This is a genomic window from Comamonas sp. DB36, assembly GCF_057914905.1.
The window spans coordinates 419,288-441,730 of the sequence record NZ_CP196631.1; the positions used below are offsets into that span (position 1 = coordinate 419,288).

24 protein-coding genes are annotated in these 22,443 nt (G+C 64.9%); 7 read left to right on the forward strand and 17 right to left on the reverse strand.

Annotated elements, in window-relative coordinates:
- Positions 1–19: 19 nt before the first annotated feature.
- The 7 genes from ACSVDO_RS01965 to flgB all read right to left on the reverse strand — a co-directional run bounded on the left by ACSVDO_RS01965 (position 20) and on the right by flgB (position 5,190).
- Positions 20–733 carry a flagellar basal body L-ring protein FlgH gene (locus tag ACSVDO_RS01965; RefSeq protein ID WP_489594735.1) on the reverse strand — a complete coding sequence of 238 codons (714 nt, stop codon included), beginning with the start codon at positions 731–733 and terminating at the stop codon, positions 20–22.
- A 90-nt stretch (positions 734–823) separates the two neighbouring features.
- Positions 824–1,606: a flagellar basal-body rod protein FlgG gene (flgG, locus tag ACSVDO_RS01970; RefSeq protein WP_332548513.1), complete on the reverse strand. Its 783-nt coding sequence runs from the start codon at positions 1,604–1,606 to the stop codon at positions 824–826.
- 13 nt (positions 1,607–1,619) lie between these two features.
- Positions 1,620–2,360, reverse strand: coding sequence for a flagellar basal body rod protein FlgF (locus tag ACSVDO_RS01975; protein WP_332537038.1), 741 nt, complete (start codon positions 2,358–2,360; stop codon positions 1,620–1,622).
- A 25-nt stretch (positions 2,361–2,385) separates the two neighbouring features.
- Positions 2,386–3,636 (reverse strand): flagellar hook protein FlgE, encoded by a 1,251-nt coding sequence (gene flgE, locus ACSVDO_RS01980; RefSeq protein WP_332537039.1) that lies wholly within the window; start codon positions 3,634–3,636, stop codon positions 2,386–2,388.
- 39 nt (positions 3,637–3,675) lie between these two features.
- Complete coding sequence (locus ACSVDO_RS01985; protein WP_332537040.1) at positions 3,676–4,338, reverse strand: flagellar hook assembly protein FlgD; 663 nt, start codon at positions 4,336–4,338, stop codon at positions 3,676–3,678.
- Between the two features lie 3 nt (positions 4,339–4,341).
- The gene (gene flgC, locus ACSVDO_RS01990) at positions 4,342–4,746 is read right to left on the reverse strand and encodes a flagellar basal body rod protein FlgC (RefSeq protein WP_332537042.1); all 405 of its coding nucleotides are present in this window, start codon (positions 4,744–4,746) and stop codon (positions 4,342–4,344) included.
- Between the two features lie 33 nt (positions 4,747–4,779).
- The gene (flgB, locus tag ACSVDO_RS01995; protein ID WP_332537044.1) at positions 4,780–5,190 is read right to left on the reverse strand and encodes a flagellar basal body rod protein FlgB; all 411 of its coding nucleotides are present in this window, start codon (positions 5,188–5,190) and stop codon (positions 4,780–4,782) included.
- 259 nt (positions 5,191–5,449) lie between these two features.
- Here flgB and flgA point away from each other — a divergent pair, with 259 nt between their 5' ends.
- From flgA to ACSVDO_RS02010, 3 genes are all read left to right on the forward strand, one after another.
- Entirely contained in the window at positions 5,450–6,202 is a 753-nt protein-coding gene (flgA, locus tag ACSVDO_RS02000) for a flagellar basal body P-ring formation chaperone FlgA (protein ID WP_489594736.1), read from the forward strand.
- 94 nt (positions 6,203–6,296) lie between these two features.
- Positions 6,297–6,632: a flagellar biosynthesis anti-sigma factor FlgM gene (gene flgM, locus ACSVDO_RS02005; RefSeq protein WP_489594737.1), complete on the forward strand. Its 336-nt coding sequence runs from the start codon at positions 6,297–6,299 to the stop codon at positions 6,630–6,632.
- Positions 6,633–6,650: 18 nt separating this feature from the next.
- Entirely contained in the window at positions 6,651–7,022 is a 372-nt protein-coding gene (locus ACSVDO_RS02010; protein ID WP_489594738.1) for a hypothetical protein, read from the forward strand.
- Between the two features lie 81 nt (positions 7,023–7,103).
- Here ACSVDO_RS02010 and ACSVDO_RS02015 read toward each other — a convergent pair whose 3' ends face one another.
- From ACSVDO_RS02015 to ACSVDO_RS02060, 10 genes are all read right to left on the reverse strand, one after another.
- Positions 7,104–7,817 (reverse strand): RNA polymerase sigma factor FliA, encoded by a 714-nt coding sequence (locus ACSVDO_RS02015; protein ID WP_332537065.1) that lies wholly within the window; start codon positions 7,815–7,817, stop codon positions 7,104–7,106.
- Between the two features lie 5 nt (positions 7,818–7,822).
- Positions 7,823–8,590: a hypothetical protein gene (locus ACSVDO_RS02020; RefSeq protein WP_332537050.1), complete on the reverse strand. Its 768-nt coding sequence runs from the start codon at positions 8,588–8,590 to the stop codon at positions 7,823–7,825.
- The gene (gene flhF, locus ACSVDO_RS02025) at positions 8,583–10,166 is read right to left on the reverse strand and encodes a flagellar biosynthesis GTPase FlhF (protein WP_332537052.1); all 1,584 of its coding nucleotides are present in this window, start codon (positions 10,164–10,166) and stop codon (positions 8,583–8,585) included. The genes ACSVDO_RS02020 and flhF overlap by 8 nt, the downstream gene beginning before the upstream one ends.
- Positions 10,163–12,265 carry a flagellar biosynthesis protein FlhA gene (flhA, locus tag ACSVDO_RS02030; protein WP_332537053.1) on the reverse strand — a complete coding sequence of 701 codons (2,103 nt, stop codon included), beginning with the start codon at positions 12,263–12,265 and terminating at the stop codon, positions 10,163–10,165. The genes flhF and flhA overlap by 4 nt, the downstream gene beginning before the upstream one ends.
- 12 nt (positions 12,266–12,277) lie before the next feature.
- Positions 12,278–13,444, reverse strand: a complete 1,167-nt coding sequence (locus ACSVDO_RS02035) for an EscU/YscU/HrcU family type III secretion system export apparatus switch protein (RefSeq protein WP_489594739.1) — start codon at positions 13,442–13,444, stop codon at positions 12,278–12,280.
- 192 nt (positions 13,445–13,636) lie between these two features.
- On the reverse strand, positions 13,637–14,287 hold the full coding sequence (locus tag ACSVDO_RS02040) for a protein phosphatase CheZ (RefSeq protein WP_332537055.1): 651 nt from the start codon (positions 14,285–14,287) through the stop codon (positions 13,637–13,639).
- 4 nt (positions 14,288–14,291) lie between these two features.
- On the reverse strand, positions 14,292–14,678 hold the full coding sequence (cheY, locus tag ACSVDO_RS02045) for a chemotaxis response regulator CheY (protein ID WP_213305261.1): 387 nt from the start codon (positions 14,676–14,678) through the stop codon (positions 14,292–14,294).
- A 71-nt stretch (positions 14,679–14,749) separates the two neighbouring features.
- Positions 14,750–15,673, reverse strand: coding sequence for a flagellar motor protein MotB (motB, locus tag ACSVDO_RS02050; protein WP_332537057.1), 924 nt, complete (start codon positions 15,671–15,673; stop codon positions 14,750–14,752).
- Between the two features lie 27 nt (positions 15,674–15,700).
- Positions 15,701–16,561 carry a flagellar motor stator protein MotA gene (motA, locus tag ACSVDO_RS02055; protein ID WP_332537058.1) on the reverse strand — a complete coding sequence of 287 codons (861 nt, stop codon included), beginning with the start codon at positions 16,559–16,561 and terminating at the stop codon, positions 15,701–15,703.
- A 188-nt stretch (positions 16,562–16,749) separates the two neighbouring features.
- The gene (locus ACSVDO_RS02060) at positions 16,750–18,009 is read right to left on the reverse strand and encodes a flagellin N-terminal helical domain-containing protein (protein ID WP_489594740.1); all 1,260 of its coding nucleotides are present in this window, start codon (positions 18,007–18,009) and stop codon (positions 16,750–16,752) included.
- 309 nt (positions 18,010–18,318) lie between these two features.
- On the opposite strand from ACSVDO_RS02060, the gene ACSVDO_RS02065 reads away from it, so the two are divergent.
- The 4 genes from ACSVDO_RS02065 (at position 18,319) to ACSVDO_RS02080 (ending at position 22,413) form a co-directional block, all read left to right on the forward strand.
- Positions 18,319–19,485 (forward strand): flagellin, encoded by a 1,167-nt coding sequence (locus tag ACSVDO_RS02065; RefSeq protein WP_489594741.1) that lies wholly within the window; start codon positions 18,319–18,321, stop codon positions 19,483–19,485.
- 9 nt (positions 19,486–19,494) lie between these two features.
- Positions 19,495–19,746: a hypothetical protein gene (locus tag ACSVDO_RS02070; protein WP_489594742.1), complete on the forward strand. Its 252-nt coding sequence runs from the start codon at positions 19,495–19,497 to the stop codon at positions 19,744–19,746.
- Positions 19,737–20,906, forward strand: a complete 1,170-nt coding sequence (locus ACSVDO_RS02075) for a flagellin (protein WP_489594743.1) — start codon at positions 19,737–19,739, stop codon at positions 20,904–20,906. The genes ACSVDO_RS02070 and ACSVDO_RS02075 overlap by 10 nt, the downstream gene beginning before the upstream one ends.
- A 307-nt stretch (positions 20,907–21,213) precedes the next feature.
- Positions 21,214–22,413, forward strand: a complete 1,200-nt coding sequence (locus ACSVDO_RS02080) for a flagellin (RefSeq protein WP_489594744.1) — start codon at positions 21,214–21,216, stop codon at positions 22,411–22,413.
- Positions 22,414–22,443: the final 30 nt, after the last annotated feature.

The following is a 22,443-nucleotide window of genomic DNA, read 5'->3' on the forward strand; positions in this document are numbered from 1 at the left end:
CTGTCCATTCTCCGGAGAATCAGAACGGCATAACGTTCAAAAAGAAGCGTGACAACCAGCCAATTGACTGGGCTTCGGCCTGTTGGCCGCGTCCGCGCGACTCGATGCGCACGTTCGCCACCTGGGTCGAGCTGACCAGGCTGCCGGGTTGCAGGTTGCGCGGATCGACCGAGCCCGAGAAGCGCAGCACATCGACGTTGTGGTTCACGCCGATCTGCTTTTCGCCGGTGACCACGAGGTGGCCGTTGGGCAGCACATCGACGACGGTGGTGGTGATCGAGCCGGTGAAGTTGTTGCTGTTGGCGGTCTCGCCCGCACCCGAGAACGAGTTCTCGCTGCCGACGCCTATCTTCGAGCGGCCGACGATGTTCGCGGCGTTCGCGCCCTTGAAGATCGGCAGCGCGGTCAGGCCGGCGTTCATTTCGTTTTCGCGATCGATGCTGGACGTGGAACGCTGCGAGGCCGTGACGCGCTCGGCAATCACCACCGTCACCATGTCGCCGACCAGGCGCGCGCGCTGGTCCTCGAACATGGGGCGATAGCGCGCCGCGTGGAACAGTCCGCCCGTGGGCGTGGCCGGCAGCGAGGCCGCAGGGCTGGGAATGGGCGGCGGCGAAGTCGACGGCATGTCGACCGGCGGCGGCGGGTTGAGCGTGGCGACGCAGCCGCTGAGCACGCTGATCGCGAGGCCCACGAAGCTGAGACGGGAAAAGAGGGCGGGGCGGGTGGTCATGGCGGGAAGTCCTGGCAAGATGCGCAACCGCGCACAGGTGGGTGGGGTGAGCGCACTTCGACCCTTGAAGATCGAAGGAGGAACGGTCGCTTACAGCTGGGCCAGCTTGGCCAGCATCTGGTCGGATGTCTGGATGGCCTTGGAATTCATTTCGTAGGCGCGCTGCGTCTGGATCATGGTCACGAGTTCCTGCACCACGTTGACGTTCGAGCCTTCGAGGTAGCCCTGGTTGACCGTACCCAGACCGTTGAGGCCAGGCGTGCCCTGCTGGGGCTGGCCCGAAGCCGCGGTCTCGATGTACAGGTTCTGGCCGCGCGGCTCGAGGCCGGCCGGGTTGATGAAGGACGCCATCGCCAGGTTGCCCACGGCCTGGGGCGCGGCATTGCCGGGCATCAGGGCGCTGACTACGCCTTCGGCGCTGATGCTGACGCTGGTTGCGCCCGCGGGAATGGTGATGCCGCCGCCCACCGGCAGGCCGCTGGCGGTGACCAGCTGGCCCTGGGCATTGACCTGGAACGAGCCGTCACGCGTATAGGCCGTGGTGCCGTCGGGCTGGGTGACTTCGAAGAAGCCGTTGCCGTTGATCGCCACGTCCAGCGAATTGTTCGATTGCTGCAGCGTGCCCTGCAGGAAGTTGCGGCTGGTGGCCGCGGCGCGCACGCCCAGGCCCAGATGCAGGCCCGTGGGCAGCTGGTTTTCCTCGGTGGTCTGGGCACCGACCTGGCGCAGGTTCTGATAGATCAGGTCTTCGAAAACCGCATTGGCGCGCTTGTAGCCCGTGGTCGAGACATTGGCCAGGTTATGGGAAATCACGTCCAGCTGGGTCTGCTGGGCTTCCATGCCGGTCTTGGAGATGAAAAGCGAGTTGATCATGGCTAAATCCTGGTTATCCGTTCATGCTCAGCAGCTGGGCAGCGGTCTTGTCATTGGTTTCCGCGGTCTGCATCAGGCGCATCTGCGTTTCGAACTGGCGCGAGGCGGCGATCATGCCGACCATGCTTTCGACGGAATTGACGTTCGAGCCTTCGATCGCACCCGACAGCAGGCGCGCGTTGGCATCGTTGGGCAGCGGGTCGCCGTTGGCGGCGCGAAACAGTCCGTCATCGCTGCGCTTCAGCGGGTTTTCGGCGTCGGGTGTGGCGAGCTTGACGCGGCCCGCGATCAGCGGCGGCTGGTCGGCGAGCTTGGCCGTCACGGTGCCGTCGGAGGCAAGCGAGATTTCCGCGCCCTGCGGAACTTCGATCGGCGCGCCGCCGTCCGAGAGCACGGGCAGTCCCGTGCTGGTCAGCAATGCGCCTTGCTCCGAGACTTCGAACACGCCGCTGCGCGTATAGGCTTCGAGGCCGTCGAGGCCTTGCACGCCGAACCAGGCATTGCCCATGGCCATCGCGTCGAGCGCGCGGCCGGTGCGCTGGGCCGGGCCGGCTGTTTCCAGATGGCCCGACGTGGCTTCGAGCGCGAACACGCGCGTTGACGAGCCGCTGCCCTGCAGCGGCACGGAACGGAACGTCGACATCTCGGCGCGAAAGCCGTTGGTGCCGGAGTTCGCCAGGTTGTTGGACAACACCGCCTGCCGGTGGGCCGCGGCGTTGGCGCCTGTCATGGCGGTGTAGATGATGCGGTCCATGGCGGAACTCCTTTAGCGGGTCAAATCAACGCAGGTTCACCAGGGTCGAGAAGACCTGGTCTTGCGTCTTGATGGTCTGGGCGTTGGCCTGGTAGGCGCGCTGGGCGCCCATCATGTTCACCAGTTCGGCCGTCAGGTCGACGTTGGAGCTCTCGAGCGCGCCCGAGATCATGGCGCCGAAGCTGCCGCTCTTGGCCGTGCCGTACAGCGGCGCACCCGAGTCGGCCGTGGCCACCCAGTTGTTGCCGCCGATCGCCGACAGGCCCTGGCTGTTGCTGAACTTGGCCAGCGCCAGTTGGCTTTCGGCGCGCGTCACTCCGTTGGAGTAGCTGGCCATGATGGTGCCGTCGGTGCTGATCTTGATGCCGTTGAGCTCGCCCGCGGCATAGCCGTTGTGGGTCAGCTTGGAGACCGAGAACTCGCTGCTCGACTGCGTCACGCCGCTCAGATTCAGCGAGATGCTCAGATCCTGCACCGGGTTCGCACCGCCGTTGTTGGGGTTGGGCAGATCGGCCGCGGCGACGGTCATCGCGATCGGGCTGCCCGACACCAGATTGCCGCTGCCGTCGAAGACCAGCTGGCCGATGCTGGTTGCGGCCGTATCCAGCGAGTTGAACACGTTCCAGGTGTTGCCCGCGGACTTCTCGAAGTACAGCGCGACCGGCGTGGCAATGCCCTGGCTGTCATAGACTTCGATCGACGTGCCGTAGGTGGCGCGCGGCGTTGCCGGCACGGGCGGCACTGCGGCGGGGTCGCCGGCGGCGTTCTCGGCGCGCGCGCTCAGGTTCAGCGCGGCCGTGATCTCCGTCGTTTCCTTGGCGGGAATCGGCTGGCCGGTGGGGAACTTGAGGGCTTCCAGCGTCGTGCCGCTGGTCAGGCCGGTCGCGGGGTCGATCGGATAGCCCATGACGCTGGCGCCGTCGGTGGTGATCATGTTGCCGGCCTTGTCGAGCTGGAAATTGCCCGAGCGCGTATAGGCCTGGGTGCCGTCGGTCAGCTTCACGTGGAAGAAGCCGTCGCCGTTGATCGCCAGATCGAGGCTGTTGCCCGTGCTGTTGATCGCGCCCTGGGTGAACTGCTGCGAGACCGCGGCGACATTCACGCCAATGCCTGCGGTCGAGCCGCTCGACGAGCCGATGGCGCTGGCCACCATTTCGGCGAAATCGGCACGCGAGGACTTGAAGCCTGTGGTGCTGGAGTTGGCGACGTTATGGCCGATGACGTCCAGGTTCTTGCTGGCGGCGTTGAGGCCCGAAAGGCCGTGTTGGAATCCCATGGTGTTCTCCTGCGGTGATCGTGTGCGTGGTCGCGGGTCTTAGAAGACGGCCTTGACCTTGTTGTAGGCCAGGCTCTCGCCGTTTTCGAGTTCCAGCGTCAGTGCGCCGTCGGTGGTGCTGGTGGCGACCACCATGTTGGGCGACAGCGTCGTGCTTGCGACCTTGGCCGCGCCGTTCGCCGCGACGACTTCGAAGCGCAGGCCGCTGACATCGCCCGTGTATTTGCTGCTGTCCCAGGCGAAGTAATGCCGGCCTGCTTCGAGCGTGCCCATGCTCACGGTGTCGACGACCGTGCCCGAAGCCGTGGTGATCTTGACGTCCACGCTGGCGGCCGAGCCGTTCAGATCGAACGCCGCGGTGCTGATCTTCTCGACCGGCGTGCCCAGCGCATTGCCTTCGGAGAGCACGGTGCGGCCTATCATCGATGTGCCCTGGAGCACCTGCATCGCGGTGAACTGCGACGACATCGTTTCCATCGTGCTGTTGAGCGCGTTGATGCCCACCACCGTGTTGATCTGCGCCATCTGCGACGTCATCTCGGCGTTGTCCATGGGATTCATCGGATCCTGGTTGTTCAACTGCGCGACCAGCAGTTTCAGGAAGCGGTCCTGCGCTGCCGCGGGATCGGTCGATGAGCCCGAGGTGGCCGAAGTGCCGCTGGTGCTGGTGCCGGTGGTCGGTATGACGGGATTGGTAATCATGGCTTATTGCCCCATTTGCAAAGTCTTGAGCAGCAGCGACTTGGCGGTGTTCATGACTTCGACGTTGTTCTGATAGGAGCGCGAAGCCGAGATCATGTTGACCATTTCGTCGACGGCATTCACGTTGGAGTGGGTCACATAGCCCTGCTCGTCGGCCAGCGGGTGGTTGGGGTCGAGCACCTTGCGGCCCGGAGACTGGTTCTCGTTGATCGCGCTGACGCGCACGCCCGAGGCCGCTTCCGCGCCCAGCGGCGTGGTCTGGAAGACCACCTGGCGCGCCTTGTAGGCCTGGCCGTCGGGTCCGGCCACGGCATCGACGTTGGCCAGATTGCTGGCGACCACGTTGAGGCGCTGCGACTGGGCGCTCACGGCGCTGCCGGAGACGCTGAAGATGGAGAACATGGACATAGGTGCTACCTTTTAAGGGTTCGGTGCGCGTGCTTACTGGCCTTGGATGGCGCTGAGCATGCCCTTGGCCTGGCCGTTGATGAAGCGCAGCGTGGCTTCGTAGCGCACGGAGTTGTCGACGAAATTCGCGCGCTCGCGGTCCAGGTCGACAGTGTTGTTGTCGAGGCTGGGCTGGGATTGCACCGAGTAGCCCAGGGCTACGGTGCTGTGGCTGGTCTGCGCTGCGGGCAGCGGCATATGGCCCTGGTGGCTGACGCTGCTGCCCGCGAGCTGGCTCGTGCCTTCGGTCGCGGCGCGCAGCGCCTGGGAGAAATTGAGATCGCGCGCCACAAAGCCCGGGGTGTCCGCATTGGCAATGTTGCTGGCGATCAGGCGCTGGCGTTCTGCGCGCAGCACGAGAGCGGTGCTATGGAAATCCAGGCGGCTGGTCATTTTGTCGAGCATGTGGGCCTCGCGCTTGTGGCTTCGGAAAAAAGTGGCCCCGCCGCAGCGGAGTCATGAAGGCGCAATGCAGGACGCACCGCGACAGGCCTTGATTATGGAAATTGCCCCGTTTTTCTAAAGCGTGAAGAACGCGTGGATTGCTGCGCAGTTTCGTGCTTTGCGATCGCGGCAAACGCACTAAAGTCGGCACCAGGCCATGTTGGCGGCCGCGCCCTGGGCGCAGTGCCGCATTGCCGCACCATGAATTGAGGAGTACCACTTGAAACGCAGTCTCTGGCCTCGGGCCGCACCCGCTCCCGCCGCAACGCAGCTGCGTGGCCTGGCAGGCGCCGTGCTGGCCGGCCTGGGCCTGTGGCTCGGTGGTGGCGCACAGGCCCAGACCCATGCCGAGCTCGAGGCCATGTCGCAGCGCTGGGCCGATGCCGCGCTGCACAGCGATTCCAGTGCCGGCTTGCCGCTGCGCCTGCAGGTGCAGATCGGCAAGCTCGACTCGCGTCTGCAGCTCGCGGCCTGCGCCAAGGTCGAACCCTATTTGCCTGCAGGCACGCGCCTGTGGGGACGCACCCGTATCGGCCTGCGCTGTCTCCAGGGCCCGCGCGCCTGGAATGTGTATCTTCCTGTAACCGTTCAGGCCTTCGGTCCGGCGTGGGTGCTCAACAACAATGTGCGTCAGGGCGATGCCCTGACGGCCGGCGATGCGTCCATCGCCGAAGTCGATTGGGCGGAGTTCGACTCCCCCGTGGCCGCGAACCAGCCCGACTGGCTGGGCCTGGAGGCCGCACGCCATCTGCAGGCGGGGCAGACGCTGCGCCAGAACATGCTGCGCCCGCCCCAGCTGTTTGCCATGGGAGCGCAGGTCAAGGTTGCTGTTTCGGGCGGTGGTTTCTCCATCGTGTCCACCGGGCGCGCCATGGCGGCAGGGGCCGAAGGTGCAAATGTGCGCGTGCGCATGGATAATGGCCGCCTGGTGACGGGCGTCGTCAATGCCCAAGGCGTGGTGGAAGTGAAGTAGCCAGCACCGGCTCCAATAAATGACTAAAGTTTTTTTCGCCGGTGTCGAAACCAGTGTTACTGAGCCTCAGGCGAATGGGGCCTTGGAGAAATAAATGAAAATTGGACAAAAACCTGAGCTTCCCACTGCTGCCTTGCAGGCGGCGGCAAAGCAAGCCACCAAAACGACCGGCCCGGCTGCTGAAGAAGCGGCAAAAAGCACTCAAGTGGCGACTTCGTCCGCTGGCGTGCCTGTATCTTTCTCGAGTTCGGCCAAAGCGCTGGAGCCCGCAGGGCGCTCCACGACCGAATTCAATGCGAAAACGGTCCAGGAGATGCGCGATGCGATTGCCAATGGCACGTTCAGCTTCAACGCCGCAGCCATTGCCGACAAGCTGCTGGCCAATACCGGCGAGATCCTGGCGCACTCGATGGCGGCGCGCTCGGCCTGAGGCCGATCCGTCTTTTCCATGCAACTGTCTGATTCACTGGTCCAGGCCGAAGCCGCCCTGCAGGCGCTGTCCGCAGCGCTTGTCGGCACCGACGCGGGCGCCATCGAGGCGCGCAGCGCAGACCTGCGCGACGCCTTCATGTCGCTGGCCGTGCTCAGCCAGCAGCATATGCGCAGCGGCCAGGCGCTGGATGCTGGCCTGCAGCAGCGCATCGATGCCGTGGGCAGCCAGCTTGGCCCCTTGCGCGAACAACTTGCGCGCGCCAGCGCGATGACCGGCCGCAAGGTCTCGACCTTGCTGCCTGCGCAGTCCGGCTCCCCGACCTATGACGCGCTGTCCGGCCGTGCGCCGCGCACCAGCCCGGCGCGCATCTACCGCAGCGCAAGCTGACGCCCGCTTCTCACTTGTTTCCCATTCGCCCATAAAAAACGCAGCTTCGAGAGCTGCGTTTTTTTATGGGGCGATGAATTCCTAATGCGCGCGCATCTTGGTGCGCAGCCGCGCAATCGCCTGGCTGTGCAGCTGGCACACGCGCGATTCGGTCACGCCCAGCACCGCCGCGATTTCCTTGAGATTCATGTCGTGTTCGTAGTACATGCCCATGATGTACTGCTCGCGCTCGGGCAAGGCCTTGATGGCTTCGACCAGCGCGCCGCGCAGCCGCTGATCGCGCAGCAGGGCCATGGGGTCGGCGCCGTCGTCGGCCACATGGCGATCGAGAAAGCCGTCGCTGTCGTCGCCCGGAGCGATGTCTTCGAGATAGACCAGCTGCGTGCCGCGCACCTTGCCCAGCAGCGACTGGTATTCGTCCAGCGGCATGCCCAGTTCGGACGCGATCTCCGACTCCAGCGGGCTGCGGCCCAGCTTCTGTTCGAGCCGGCGCAGCGCCTGCTCGATATCTTTCTGGCTCTTGCGCGAGCTGCGCGACATCCAGTCGCCTTCGCGCAGTTCATCGAGCATCGCGCCGCGTATGCGTTGCGAGGCAAAGGTCTCGAACTGCACGCCTTGCGCCACTTCGAAGCGGGTCAGCGCATCGGCCAGGCCTATCATGCCGACCTGGATCAGGTCGTCGAGCGCCACGTTGGGCGGCAGCTTCGCGATCATGTGGTGCGCGATGCGCCGAACCAGGGGTACATGCTGACGGATCAGTGCGTTCCGTTCGAGCTGGCCGTTCGCGGTATACATGGCGTTCATAGGCTCCACGCAGGTTGGGAAAAGGCAGGCGTCGATGCAAAACGGGCCGGCGTGCTCGCGGCCAGCCCGGGCGTCAGTGTGACCGCATGCGCGAGCATCAGCAATGCCAGGCGGCGCATGTCCTGCGTCGAAGCCGGGTCGGTGAGCGTGCACAGCGGCTGCATGCGCAGGTGGCGCTGCGCGCACTGGGTGAGCGAGGCCATCAATGTATCGGCATGGCGGCGGGCGAAAGGCTCGTGCGCTTCGGTCGCGGCGGCCACGATGCAGGACAGGCCGGCATGCATGGCCAAGTGCTTGATCTGGCGGTAGCTGCGTTCCATGCCGCGCGGCTGCATGTCCAGCGGCAGCAGCGGGCGCGTCGCATGGCCTTGCAGCAGCGGCGTGAGCTGTTCCACGGGCGCGTGCACGATGACCACCGCATAGCGGCGCGCATAGGTCAGCAGCGACTCCAGGCTGCCGAGCTGGCGCAGGCCGTGGGCTGCGGGCAGCGTCGCGACCGAGGCCTGGGTAGGGCGCGGGCCCATGCCCGCGGCCTGCCATGCGGGCTCGGCCAGCAGGTCGCGCAGGCCTGGTGTGGCCGCGCTCTCGGCCTGGCTGGCGTCGAGCACCAGCACCGGGTAGCCGAGCTGCTGCAATTGCGCGCTCAGCGGCCACAGCAGTCCCCCGGCCGGCGCCGTCGCCGAATAGGCGATGGCGCAGACCTGGAGTTCATGCCAGGCAGCACCGGCCTGCAGGCCGCAGCCCTGGTTGCCGTTGTCAAGCATGGCCGGGCTCCATCATTTCGCCGGCCAGGCTGGACTGGGTGAAGAAGAAGTCCAGTTCTATGGCCTTGGGATCGAACGCCGAGCGCGTCGTCGAACGCATCGAGGCGGCGACCAGCTGATTCGCATCCGCGGCTTCCCAGTCTTCGGGAACGCGCTGGCCGTTGGTCACGCCGCACAGCTGCATCTGGTGGCGGATCAGCGTGTCGATCGAAGGCCCGAGCTTCACGGCCTCGTCGACCTTGGACAGGATCACCTGCTGGCAGCCTTCGGCCTTGAAGGCGTTGAGCACTTCGTCGTTGGAGTCGCCCTGGCTGCTCGCATTGAGCACCAGCATGCGCTGCACGCCGGGCAGGTCCAGCACTTCGAGGATGTCGTCCTTGCGCGGATCGCGCGGAGCGACGCCGGTGGTGTCGATCAGCACCATCTTCTTGTTCGCCAGCAGACCCAGCAGATCCTGCAGGGCCGCGCGGTCATGCGCCTGGTGGGCGACGATGCCCAGCATGCGGCCATAGGCGCGCAGCTGTTCATGGGCGCCCACGCGGTAGGTGTCCAGCGTGATCAGGCCGACTTCGCGCGCACCGTGGATGCGTGCGGCCATTGCGGCGAGCTTGGCCGTGGTCGTGGTCTTGCCGACGCCGGTGGCGCCGACCAGCGCGAACACGCCGCCCTGGTCGTAAATGGGGGCTGCCTGGGCATTGGTGCGCAGGTTGCGTTCGAGCACGTCCATCAGCCAGCGCACGGCCTGCGAGGGCGAGCTGTTGGCGGGCAGGTTTTCGAGCAGCATGCGCGACAGCGCGGGCGAGTAGCCGGCGCGAATCAGCTTGAGCATCAGGTTCGAGTGCAGCGGGCTCTGGCGCGCCTGGCCCAGCCAGGCCAGCGTGTTGAAGCGGTCTTCGATCAGCGCCTTCATCGACTGCAGCTCGTCCATCATCACCTGCGGCGCGGCGGCTGGTGCACGCGCTGCGGGCTGGCTGGTCGAGGCGCGGGCCGAGGCCTGGCGGCTCGCGGGGCGCTGGTTGGCCTTGGCGGCGCGCAGCGGGTTGTGGCGGGCCACGGCTTCGGGCGTGGGCACGGGCTCGCGGCGCAGTTCGTCGAGCTGGCGCGCGCGCTGGGCGAACGTCGGCAGCTGCTCATCTTCAAATGCGGGTTCGGCAGCGGGAGCGGCTTCGCCGTGCAGGCTCTCGTGGCGGCGGCGCAGCATGCGCTCGCGCACATAGTCCTGGAACGACAGCGTGCTCATGGCCAGCTGGGCGGCGTCGTCCTCGACGGTCTGGCGCAGCGGCGATGTCGCCGGGCTTTCGGTCGCGGCTGCAGCGGCGGGCGCCAGCGCGGCAGCGCGCGGCTTGCCCGGCGCGCGGGTTTCGTCGGCGGCGCGCTTCTCGATCGCGGCCTGCAGCGGCGAGCTGGTCGCGACGCCGCCATCGAGCTGCTCGAGCATGTCTTCGGCGGTGGCGGTCACTTCCACGCCTTCGGGCGTCGCACGGTTCGACAGGATCAACGTGCCGTCGCCGAAGGCCATGCGCGCCTTGGCCAGGGCCTCGCGCGAGGTGGGGGCAGTAAAGCGGCGGATGTTCATGCGGATGCACCTTTAAGAATGGGGCCAATGCGGATGGTGTGCGTCTCGGGAATCTCGCTGTGCGAGAGCACCTGCAGACGGGGAGCCACGCGCTTCAACAGACGGGCAATGGCGTTGCGGATCGAGTCGGGTACCAGCAGGCATGCGGGCATTCCCAGCTCTTCTTGTTTCTGGGCCACGTCGGCGGCCCGTTGTGTGAGGATTTCGGCCACGCCCGGATCGAGCGAGGGTGCCGAAGGGTTGCCCAGCGCCTGCACCAGCAGACGCTCGAGGCCGGGCTCGATCGCGATCACATTGAGTTCGCGCGTCGGGCCGTAGATCTGCTGGACGATGGCCGGCGACAGCGCAATGCGCACGCGGCGGGCCAGTTCCACGGGATCCTGGGTGAGAGGAGCATGCTCGGCCAGGGTCTCGATGATGGTGCGGATGTCGCGGATATGCACGGCGTCTTCCAGCAGCAGCTGGAGCACTTTCTGGAATGTTGAGATCGACACCATTTTCGGAACCACTTCTTCAATCAGCTTTGGAGCCTGGCGCGCCACGTGTTCCACGAGCTGCTGGGTCTCCGTGCGGCTCAGGAGCTTGGCCGCATGCACTTGCATCAAGTGTGACAAATGCGTGGCCATCACGGTTTCTGAATCAACGACGGTAAAACCCGCCATTTGTGCCGCTTCCTTCTGGCGTTCGTCTATCCAGTGGGCCGGCAGACCAAAGGCCGGGTCCGTGGTCGGCGTGCCGATCAGCGGCGTGCTGATGCCGCCCGGGTTGATCGCCAGGAACATGCCGGGGAAGGCTTCGCCTTCGGCGATGCTCACGCCGCGCAGCGTCACGCGGTAGGCGCTGGGCTTGAGTTCGAGGTTGTCGCGCACATGCACGGCCGGCGGCAGAAAGCCGACCTCTTGTGCAAACTTGCGGCGCACGCCCTTGATGCGCGTCAGCAGGTCGCCCTGGCGCTTCTTGTCGACCAGCGCGATCAGACGGTAGCCCAGCTCCAGGCCCAGCAGGTCCACGGGCTGCAGGTCGTCCCAGCTGGCTTCGCCGGCATCGCCCGTCGGGGCCTGCTGCGACGCCGCGGGAGCAGCGGCCTTGGCGGCTTTCTCGGCCTGCTGGCGGCGCGACAGCACCCAGGCGCCATAGATCAGCGCGCTGCCCATGGCCAGAAAGACGAGATGCGGCATGCCGGGAATCAGGCCCAGCAGCACCAGCACGCCGCCGGTCACGCCCAGCACGCGCGGCGACATGAACAGCTGGTCGACGATCTGCCGGCCCATGTCTTCGCCCTTGCCCACGCGCGAGACCACCATGGCCGCGGCCACCGAGATCAGCAGGCCGGGAATCTGCGCGACCAGCGCATCGCCCACGGCCAGCAGGACGTAGTTGTCCGCGGCCTGACCGGCCGTCAGGCCGTGCTGGGCCATGCCGATGATGAAGCCGCCGACGATGTTCAGCACCAGGATCAGGATACCGGCGATCGCATCGCCGCGCACGAATTTCGAGGCGCCGTCCATGGAGCCGAAGAAGTTGGCTTCCTCGCCGACTTCGGCGCGGCGGCGCTTGGCTTCGTCTTCATTGATCAGGCCGGCGTTCAGGTCGGCGTCGACCGCCATCTGCTTGCCGGGCATGGCGTCCAGCGTGAAGCGCGCCGAGACTTCGGCAATGCGCTCCGCGCCTTTGGTGATCACCACGAAGTTGATCACCACCAGGATTGCGAACACGATCAGACCGACCGCGAAGTTGCCGCCGATCAGGAAGTGGCCGAAAGCCTCGATCACCGCACCGGCCGCGCCCGGGCCCGTGTGGCCTTCGAGCAGCACCACGCGCGTCGAGGCGACGTTGAGCGACAGGCGCATCAGCGTTGTGAGCAGCAGCACCGTGGGGAAGGCCGCGAAGTCCAGCGGCCGGATCATGTAGGCCGCGACCATCATCACCATCAGCGCGACCGCGATGTTCAGCGTGAAGAACGTGTCGAGCAGCCAGGGCGGAATCGGCAGCACCATCAGCGCCAGGATCGCCACCACCAGCAACGGGGCCGACATGCCCTGAGCGGCCGCGCCGTATTTGCTGCCCATGAGCTGCAGGGATTTCATCGAAGTGTTCATTGTGGCGCTGCCTTAGAGGGCTGCCCGCGGTTGCGGTGCGAGGGGGGCCGCCCGCTGGTGCGGGTCGAGTTCAGGAGGGACCGGGATTTCGTCAAGCGCCTGTGGCATCAGGCCTTCGCCGCGCATTGCGGCCTTGAGGCGGTAGACATAGGCCAGGACCTGGGCGACCGCGGTGTACAGCGGCGCGGGAATCGGCTGGTCGAGTTCGGCGTGCGCGTAGAGCGCGCGCGCCAGCATGGGGGACTGCAGCACGGGCACATTGTGGGCATTGGCCACTTCGCGGATCTTCTGCGCGAGCAGGTCCGTGCCCTTGGCAATGACCTGGGGCGCGTCCATGTTGGCTTCGTCGTAGCGCAGCGCCACGGCGTAGTGGGTCGGGTTCATGACCACGAAGTCGGCCTTGGGCACGGCGCCGATGCTGGCGCGGTTGGCGATCTCGCGTTGTTTCTGACGCAGCTTGCCCTTGATTTCGGGGTTGCCTTCCGATTCCTTGTGTTCCTGCTTGACCTCCTGGTGCGACATCTTGAGGCGCGACTTGAACAGGAAGGCCTGCAGCGGCACGTCGATCAGCGCGACCAGGAACACCACCAGCAGCAGCACGGCGACGCCGCCGGCCAGCCACTCGCCGACCATGGCCAGCGCCATGGGCGAAGGCTGGCTGATCACGCGCGCCATTTCCTCGAGACCGCCCGACAGGTACTTCCAGGCCACGAACGAGAGAATGATGGTCATCAGGACCATCTTCACCACGGTGACCATCTGCTGCTTGGAAAACAGGTTGGCAATGCCCGACAGCGGGTTGAGCCGGCTGAATTTCGGGGCTACCGGCGTGAAGCTGAAGATCCAGCCGCCGGCCAGAATGCCGCTGATCACCGCAGCCGAGATGGTTGCGAGCGCGAACAGCACGCAGGCGATCAGGCCGATGGCGCCCATCTGCAGCAGGCGCTCGAGCATCAGCGCGGGCGTCTGCACGATCTGGGCGTTGAACGAGAACTGGTGCGTGAAAGCCAGCTTGAGGTGGTTGGTCAGCGGCTGTGCGCCGATGAGCATCGCGGCCGCGCCCATGCCCAGGATCGCCAGGTGCGACAGGTCGCGCGAGCGCGCACCTTGGCCGTCCTTGCGCGTCTTTTGCAACTTGCGCTCGGTGGCGGGGAGATTTTTGTCTTGGCTGGAGTCCATGGCGTTTGTGACCGAATGTCACCGCCATTGTCGCCATGGCCTCGTTTCGCTAAAGCCCGAAAAGCAGCCGCGAAAGCCTGCTGTTCATCCGTGCCGGCAGGGGCTTGCCGCCCGTGAAGCAGGCGCGCGCCGGCCCAGGGGCCGGGGCATGGCCGTGCGAGCGGCCTGCGCCGCTCGGCCATGGCCGGGCTTTCAGAACCCCAGGCTGGCCAGCAGGTCGTCGACCTGCGATTGCGAAGTCACGACTTCCGCCGTGCGCGTGCCTTCGACCACGGGACCGGCGAGCGATTCCGTGGCCACCGCGGCGCCGACCACGGCTGCGGGGGCGACAGAAGCCGCTACCGCCGGCGGCACGCCGCCTGGAGGCGCCGTCTGGATCAGCATCTGCACCAGCTGATCCTCGAGGTTGGACGCCAGGGCCACGACGCGACTGATCACCTGGCCGGTCAGATCGTGAAAGTCCTGCGCCATCATGATTTCGGTCAGATGCTCGTCGGCCTTCTGTGTCACGTCTTCCATGTCGGTGAGGAAGTTCATGATGTCGCCCTTGGCCACGGCCGCGACCGGGTCCTTGACCAGGGCTTCGACCATGCGCCGCGTTTCGCTGGCGATATAGGCCTGCTGGGCCTTCGCCTGCTCGACGCGGTTGAGCACCTTCTCGGCGGCCTCGCCCGTGAGCCGGGCGATATAGGACAGCCGGCTCTGGGCATCGGGCAACTCGTCCATGGAACCACGCAGCCGATCTGCCAAGCCCAGTTCATTGAGCGAATCATGCAGCTGACGCGTCAGCACACCAATCTTGTAGTGCAGTTCGCCGGGTTCGGCGGCCGTGTTGCTGTCCATGCTGTTACATCCCCAGCTTCTTCAGGATCAGGCCAACCTTTTCTTCGAGCGTGGCCTTGGTGAAAGGCTTGACGATGTAGCCTGCTGCGCCGTTCTGCGCCGCTGCCACGATGTCTTCCTTGCGGGCTTCGGCGGTCACCATCAGCACGGGGAGATGCTTGAGCTTCTCGTCCTGCTTGATTTCGGTGAGCAGCTGGAAGCCGTTCATGTTGGGCATGTTGATGTCGGTGACGACAAAATCGAACTTGCTGTTGCGCAGCTTGTGCAGCGCAACCACGCCGTCTTCGGCTTCATCGGCTTCGGGGTAACCACTTTCCTTGAGTAGATTGCGCACGATGCGGCGCATGGTGGAAAAGTCGTCAACGATCAAAAAACGCAAGGCATTAGCCACGTGAGACCCTTTCGGTCGTAATGTGCTCTGGAGAGAAAGACAAACTCGGTAGCAAGCGTGACAAAAGATTGCTATCGCGTGCCAGCGGGTGGATTGTCGTGCTTTTCTGCAACGGGCAAAGGCGTGTGCTCTTTGCCCAACAGCCGTTCTTCGGCTTCGCGGGTCAGCACGGTGATGGTAATGCGCCGATTTTGCGGCGCACGCGGGTTTGCTGTATCGAGCAGATCGCTTTCAGCCATGCCGACAACACGCGCGAGCTTGTCCGCGGGCATGCCCGCGGCAATCAGCTCGCGACGCGAGGCATTGGCACGGTCGCCCGAAAGCTCCCAGTTGCTGTAGCCCCGGCTGCCGTTGCCATAAGGCGCGGCGTCGGTGTGGCCGGAAAGGCTGATGCGATTTTCGGTCTCGCCCAACGCGGCGCCCACGGCACGCAGGATGTCCTGCATGTAGGGCTTCACGATGGCGCTGCCGCTGTCGAACATAGGGCGGTTCTGCTCGTCCACGATCTGGATCTGCAGTCCGTCGGGAGTCACCAGCACGCGGATCTGCGAACGGTACTCGTTGAGTTTGGGGTTGCCGGTGATCATGGCGTCGACCTTGGCCTGCAGCGATTTGATGCGCACCGCATCCTGGCGCGCGCGCTCGGCCTTGGCCGCGTCCAGGCTTTGCTTGCGGTCGGCCTTTTCGTTCGATTCGGAGCGCTGCACCTGGCCGTGGACCTTGGACAGGTCGTTGCCGCCGCCGGGAATGATGCTCGAGCTGTTGCCCGAACCATCGCCGCCCTGCATCGCCACCTTGAGCGGCGCGTTGAAATAGTTGGCAATGCCCTGCAGGTCGCCCTTGGAGGTCGACCCCAGCAGCCACATCAACAGGAAAAACGCCATCATCGCCGTCATGAAGTCGGCGTAGGCGATCTTCCAGGCACCGCCATGCGGGGCATGGGCGGCCTTCTTGATGCGCTTGACGATGATGGGTTGGAGTTTTTTGTCAGCCATGGTGCGGTACGCCGGTGGAGTCCGGGCTTACTTCTTGCCCTTGACGTGGTTTTCGAGTTCCAGGAAGCCGGGGCGCTCGGTCGAGAACAGCACCTTGCGACCGAATTCGATCGCGGTCGCGGGGTTGTAGCCCTGCATGCTGGCGAGCAGCGTGGTCTTGATGCATTCGAATTCCTTGGCTGCATCCATCGTACGCTGCTCGATCAGGCCGGCAATCGGCTCGACCACGGCATAGGCCAGCAAGATCCCGAGGAAAGTGCCGACCAGCGCCGAGCCTATCATCGCGCCGAGCACGGCGGGCGGCTGGCCCACAGAGCCCATGGTGTTCACCACGCCCAGCACGGCCGCGACAATCCCGAACGCGGGCAGCGCGCCAGCGACCTTGCCCAGGGCCGCGATGGGTGCATGCGACTCCTGGTGGTGGGTCTCGATTTCGCTTTCCATCAGCGATTCGATTTCGTGGGCGTTGAGATTTCCCGAGACCATCATGCGCAGATAGTCGGTGAGGAATTCCATGATGTGGTGGTCCTTGAGCAATTCCGGGTACTTCTGGAAGATCGGAGATTCCTCGGGTGCCTCGACATCGGACTCGATGGCCATCAGGCCTTCCTTGCGCGCTTTCTGCAGGATTTCGTAGAGCAGGGCCATCAGCTCGAGAAAGCGGTCCTTGTTGTATTTGGAGCCTTTGAGCGCGGCGGGCAGCGCGCGCATCGTGGCCTTGATCACCTTGGGCTGGTTAGAAACGATGAACGCCCCTAGCGCAGCCCCCCCGATGGTGAGCATTTCAAATGGCAGGGCCTTTGCGACCACGCCGATATTGCCGCCGTGCATGACATAGGTGCCGAAGACACAGGCGAGGCCGATGAGTAAACCAAGAATGACGAGCATGGGGGGATTGTGTCAAAGTGTGAAGGTGCTCAACATCCGAAAAAAGCCCGGAAAGCTGGATTGTTCGCTGGAACTGCGTTGTGCTATAGAGGCACAACACGCCAAAAGGCGCGCAGCCATGGGGCGCGCGCCTGTCTTGCCGGCCGCGGCCTGCACAGCGACAGGCATGATTGCTTGATCCGCGGATCTCAGCTTTGCAGCAGTTGCAGCACTTGCTGGGGCAACTGGTTGGCCTGGGCCACCATGGCCGTGCCGGCCTGCTGCAGGATCTGCGTGCGCGACAGGTTGGCGGTTTCCTTGGCGAAGTCCGCGTCGACGATGCGCCCGCGCGCCGCCGACAGGTTTTCCACCTGGATGTCGATGTTGCTGACGGCGTTCTCGAAGCGGCTTTGCATCGCACCCAGCGTGGCGCGCGCGCCGTTGACCTGGTCGACTGCGCTGTCGATCTTCTTCAATGCGACCCATGCACCCTCTTGCGTGCGCACGTCGATGTCGTCGATGCCGCGCACATCGGTCATGCCCTCGGTGGCATCGGCGGGATCGATGTCCAGGCCGCCGGTGACGCCGGTCAGCGTGGCCGTGAAGCCTGCGCCGAAGGCGACCGCCACGGGCGCGCCGGCGGCGTCGAGCTTTTCCGACATCACATGGAGTTCATAGCTGTTGGTGTTGGGCACCTTGGACATGTACACCGTCACGCCGGTATCGGCCGACTTGTTGTTGATCGCGGTCACGACCTGGCCCAGGCGCTCGAGGCTGCTGTTCGCGGGCTCGATGGCTTCCAGATCGATGGCCAACGCCGAGGGGGCGGTGCCGATGGTGATCTGCAGTGCGCCCTTGGCGATGGGGTCGGCGAAGTCGTCGAGGGCCGGGGGATTCAGGTCGTCGGTGTTCAGTGCTGCGGCACCGGTGAGCGAGGACGTGCCGTAGCTGATGTTGGACACCTGGCTGGAACGGGTGTCCGCGAGCGCGCCCAGCGTGACGTTGTCGCCCGAGTTGGCGCCCACCTGGAACACCGCGCCGGCAAACGAGCCGTCGAGAATCTTCTGGCCGTTGAAATTGGTCTGCTTGGCAACGCGGTCGATTTCAGCGGCCAGCTGGGTCACTTCGGCCTGCAACGCAACGCGATCCGATGCGCTGTTGGTGGCATTGCTCGACTGCACGGCCAGCTCACGCATGCGTTGCAGCATGTCGCCGACCTTGCCCAGCGCGCCTTCAGCGGTCTGCGCCAGCGAAATGCCGTCGTTGGCATTGCGTGCCGCCACCGTCAGGCCCTTGACCTGGGTGTTCATGCGTTCGGAGATGGCCAGACCGGCGGCATCGTCCTTCGCACTGTTCACACGCAGGCCCGAAGACAGACGCTGCATGGACGTTGCAAGCGAGTTCCCCGAGAGGCTCAGGTTTCGCTGCGCATTGATAGAGGCAATATTGGTATTGATAGTTGCGGCCATGACAGGGTCCCTTCAGAAAGGCAAGGTTGCATCGCTACAAAAAGCTTTTAGGACTCGGTTGCGCGACAGGCAGCCCTAGCGATGAAAGGATTCTTCCTGTTTCTCCCCGCTCCAGCGGGGGGATAAAAACCGGGAAAGCCGGCTATCTCGCCGCTTCCCTGGGGAGGCAGGCGCGTGCGCGCAAAAAAATTGCAAGAAATTCCTCAAGCTTTGATGGCCTGCTCCGATAACCCAAAGGTAGGCGGCGAACGGATCAGGGCACAGTCCCCCGGCGCTGAAGAATCAACGACAGGCTAAAGGACAGACACCATGGCAATGACCATCAACACCAATGTGGCTTCGATCAACGCACAGCGCAACCTGAGCCTGTCGGGCAATTCCCTGAGCACTTCCATGCAGCGCCTGTCTTCCGGCCTGCGCGTCAACAGCGCCAAGGACGATGCCGCCGGTCTGGCCATCTCCGAACGCATGAAGGCGCAAAGCGGCGGCCTGACAGTGGCAGCGCGCAACGCCAACGACGGCATCTCGCTGGCGCAGACCGCTGAAGGCGCGCTGGGCAAGGTCGGCGACATGCTGCAACGCATGCGTGAACTGGCCGTGCAGTCGAGCAATGCCACCAACAGCGCCTCGGACCGCGATGCGCTGCAGTCCGAAGTCAGCCAGCTGTCCGCTGAAATCGACCGCGTGGCCAAGACCACCAGCTTCAACGGCACCAAGATTCTCGACGGTTCGTTTGCCGGCGGTGTGTTCCAGGTCGGCGCAAATGCCGGCGACAACATCACGGTCGGCGGAATCGCCAACGCCAAGGTGGCGAGCATGGGTACGGCGGACTATTTCGAAGCCACGCTGGACCTGGTGAGCGCCGATATCGACGAGGCCGCAACGGTGACCGGCCTGCAGATCGGCACTGTCACGCTGGCTGACCTGGAGCCCGCGGCCAGCGCTTCGGAGCGCGCCGGGCAGCTGGTCTCGGCGATCAACGCCAAGACCGCCGATACGGGCGTGACGGCTTTCCTGTCCGAGACGGCCACCGGCTTCAGCGTCACGCTGCAGTCGAACAGCGCTGCGGCCCAGGCATTGACGGGCTTTGACTTGGCGGCAACCGAACCAGGCCTGGGCCTTTCCGCGGCGGTGGCGACCACAGCTGCCGGAGCCGATACAAGCGGCCTGGACACGCTTGACATCTCCACCCAGGCTGGCGCCTGGCTGGCACTCGAGAAGATCGATGGCGCGATCGACACCGTCAACTCGGCACGTGCCGATCTGGGCGCCTTGCAGACGCGTTTCGAGAAGTCGGTCGAGAACATCGACATCCAGAACGAGAACATCAAGGCCGCGAGTGGCCGGATCACCGACGCCGACTTCGCCGTGGAAACCGCCAACCTGTCGCGCTCGCAGATCCTGCAGCAGGCCGGCACGGCGATGGTGGCCCAGGCCAACCAGCTGCCGCAAAGCGTGCTGTCGCTGCTGAAGTAAGCCCGCCGCATGCCCGCCGCCAAGGCGGGCAGGTCGGTTGAAAGCCTTGCAGGCCTGGTGCTGCAAGGCTTTTTGCATTGGGCAGCGCGTTTTTTTCCGCGCAATGCAAAAAAGTCCTCAAGCCCGCGCAAAAAGGTCCGAAAACCCATTCAGTGGCAGGAATTTCTCCCGCCGACAAGTACAGCGCCAGCCCTGGCATGCAAGGGTCCCGTGCTGAACGTCGAACGTAACCGCATCCAGGAGCAGACACCATGGCAATGACTATCAACACCAACGTCGCGTCGATCAACGCCCAGCGCAACCTGAGCCTGTCGGGCAATTCGCTGAGCACCTCCATGCAGCGCCTGTCCTCCGGCCTGCGCGTCAACAGCGCCAAGGACGATGCGGCCGGCCTGGCGATCTCCGAGCGCATGAAGGCGCAAAGCGGCGGCCTGACGGTGGCGGCGCGCAACGCCAACGACGGCATCTCGCTGGCGCAGACCGCTGAAGGCGCGCTGGGCAAGGTGGGCGACATGCTGCAGCGCGTGCGTGAACTGGCTGTGCAGTCCAGCAACGCGACCAACAGCCAGAGCGACCGTGACGCGCTGCAGGCCGAAGTCACGCAGCTGGTCTCCGAAATCGACCGCGTGGCCAAGACCACCAGCTTCAACGGCACCAAGATCCTCGACGGCTCGTTTGCGGGCGGCGTGTTCCAGGTCGGCGCCAACGCCGGCGACAACATCACCGTGGGCGGCATCGGCAATGCCAAGGCTGTGGACCTGTCGACCGTGACCTACTATTCCACGACCGTTGCCACCGGCACCGTCGCAGCAGCCAACGTCGCCATCACCACCGGTCTGACGGTCAATGGCGTGGACATCGGCGGAATCGATGCCGCGACCAGCGCGCAGGAGCGCACCGGCCAGGTCGTCGCGGCGATCAATGCGAAGACTGCGGATACCGGTGTCACGGCCTTTGTGGAAAACGGCAACTTCATTCTGCGCAGCGACAACGAGACCCTGGGCGTGACCTTGACCGGCGCTGGCTGGGGTGCGGCCACCACGGGTCTGGTGGCGGTTGCCAACACCACGGCCGTGGCCAACAACGCCGCCGGCACGGCCGCGGCCAAGGGCCTGGACAGCATTTCCGTATCCACCCAGTCCGATGCCTGGCTGGCGATGAAGAAGGTCGACAGCGCCATCGACACCGTCAACTCGGCGCGTGCCGACCTGGGTGCCTTGCAGACGCGTTTCGAGAAGTCGGTCGAGAACATCGACATCCAGAACGAGAACATCAAGGCCGCGAGCGGTCGTATCACCGACGCCGACTTCGCCGTGGAAACCGCCAACCTGTCGCGCTCGCAGATCCTGCAGCAGGCCGGCACGGCGATGGTGGCCCAGGCCAACCAGTTGCCGCAAAGCGTGCTGTCGCTGCTGAAGTAAGCCCCGCGGCCTGCCGCACCCTCAACGAAAAGCCTTGCTGCGCCGCGTGCGTGCAAGGCTTTTTTTGTGCGCTTGCCGTTGCCGCCGAGCCAGTCGAGCGGGGCTGGTCGAAGCCGCCCTGCAGACGGCAGAAAAGCTGCCGCAAACCGTCATTTCCAAGGGTAGGCCCGCATAAATAAGCCTCAAGCGCCCTGCCAAACAACCGATATAGATCTCAGTGGTTGCAAATAGCGCCGCAGGAAAACAGAACCGCCGCCGGCACCGGGTGCTGACGATGAACGCAATCGAATCTTAGGAGTAGATAAGCATGGCAATGACCATCAATACCAACGTGGCGTCGATCAACGCCCAGCGCAATCTGAGCCTGTCGGGCAATTCGCTGAGCACCTCCATGCAGCGCCTGTCGTCGGGCCTGCGCGTGAACAGCGCCAAGGACGATGCGGCCGGCCTGGCGATCTCCGAGCGCATGAAGGCACAAAGCGGCGGTCTGACGGTCGCGGCGCGCAATGCCAACGACGGCATCTCGCTGGCGCAGACCGCTGAAGGCGCGCTGGGCAAGGTGGGCGACATGCTGCAGCGCGTGCGTGAACTGGCTGTGCAGTCCAGCAACGCGACCAACAGCCAGAGCGACCGTGACGCGCTGCAGGCCGAAGTCACGCAGCTGGTCTCCGAAATCGACCGCGTGGCCAAGACCACCAGCTTCAACGGCACCAAGATCCTCGACGGCTCGTTTGCGGGCGGCGTGTTCCAGGTCGGCGCCAACGCCGGCGACAACATCACCGTGGGCGGCATCGGCAATGCCAAGGCTGATCAGCTGGCATCGGTCAAGTATTACCAGACCACCGGCGATGTCACGGATATCGTCGCGGCAGCAGGTGCCGTGGACGGCTACGACACCGCCTATGTCAAGGGCGACCTGACCGTCAATGGCGTTGACCTGGACGCCATCGCTGCGGCGTCCAGCGGCAAGGAACGCGCAGGCCAGGTGGTCGCGGCGATCAATGCCAAGACCGCCGATACGGGTGTCACCGCCTTTCTGGACGGCGACGAAATCAAGCTGCGCAGCGACAACGAAACCGATGCCATCACCCTGACGGGCTTCGCAGTGGAAGCCACAGGCTTGGATGACACCGCGAATCTGGTGGCGAACACGGCCTTCGAGGCTGACACCGCCACGGGTTCGCTGGCAGCCAAGGGGCTGGACAGCCTGTCCGTTTCGACCCAGGCCGATGCCTGGCTGGCGCTCAAGAAGGTCGACAGCGCTATCGACACCGTCAACTCGGCGCGTGCCGACCTGGGCGCGCTGCAGACACGTTTCGAGAAGTCGGTGGAGAACATCGACATCCAGAACGAGAACATCAAGGCTGCCAGCGGCCGTATCACCGACGCTGACTTCGCCGTCGAAACCGCGAATCTGTCGAAGGCGCAAATCCTGCAGCAGGCCGGCACGGCGATGGTGGCCCAGGCCAACCAGCTGCCGCAAAGCGTTCTGTCGCTGCTGCGCTAAAGCTTTTCCCTCCGTGCGCGTCCTGCTGCG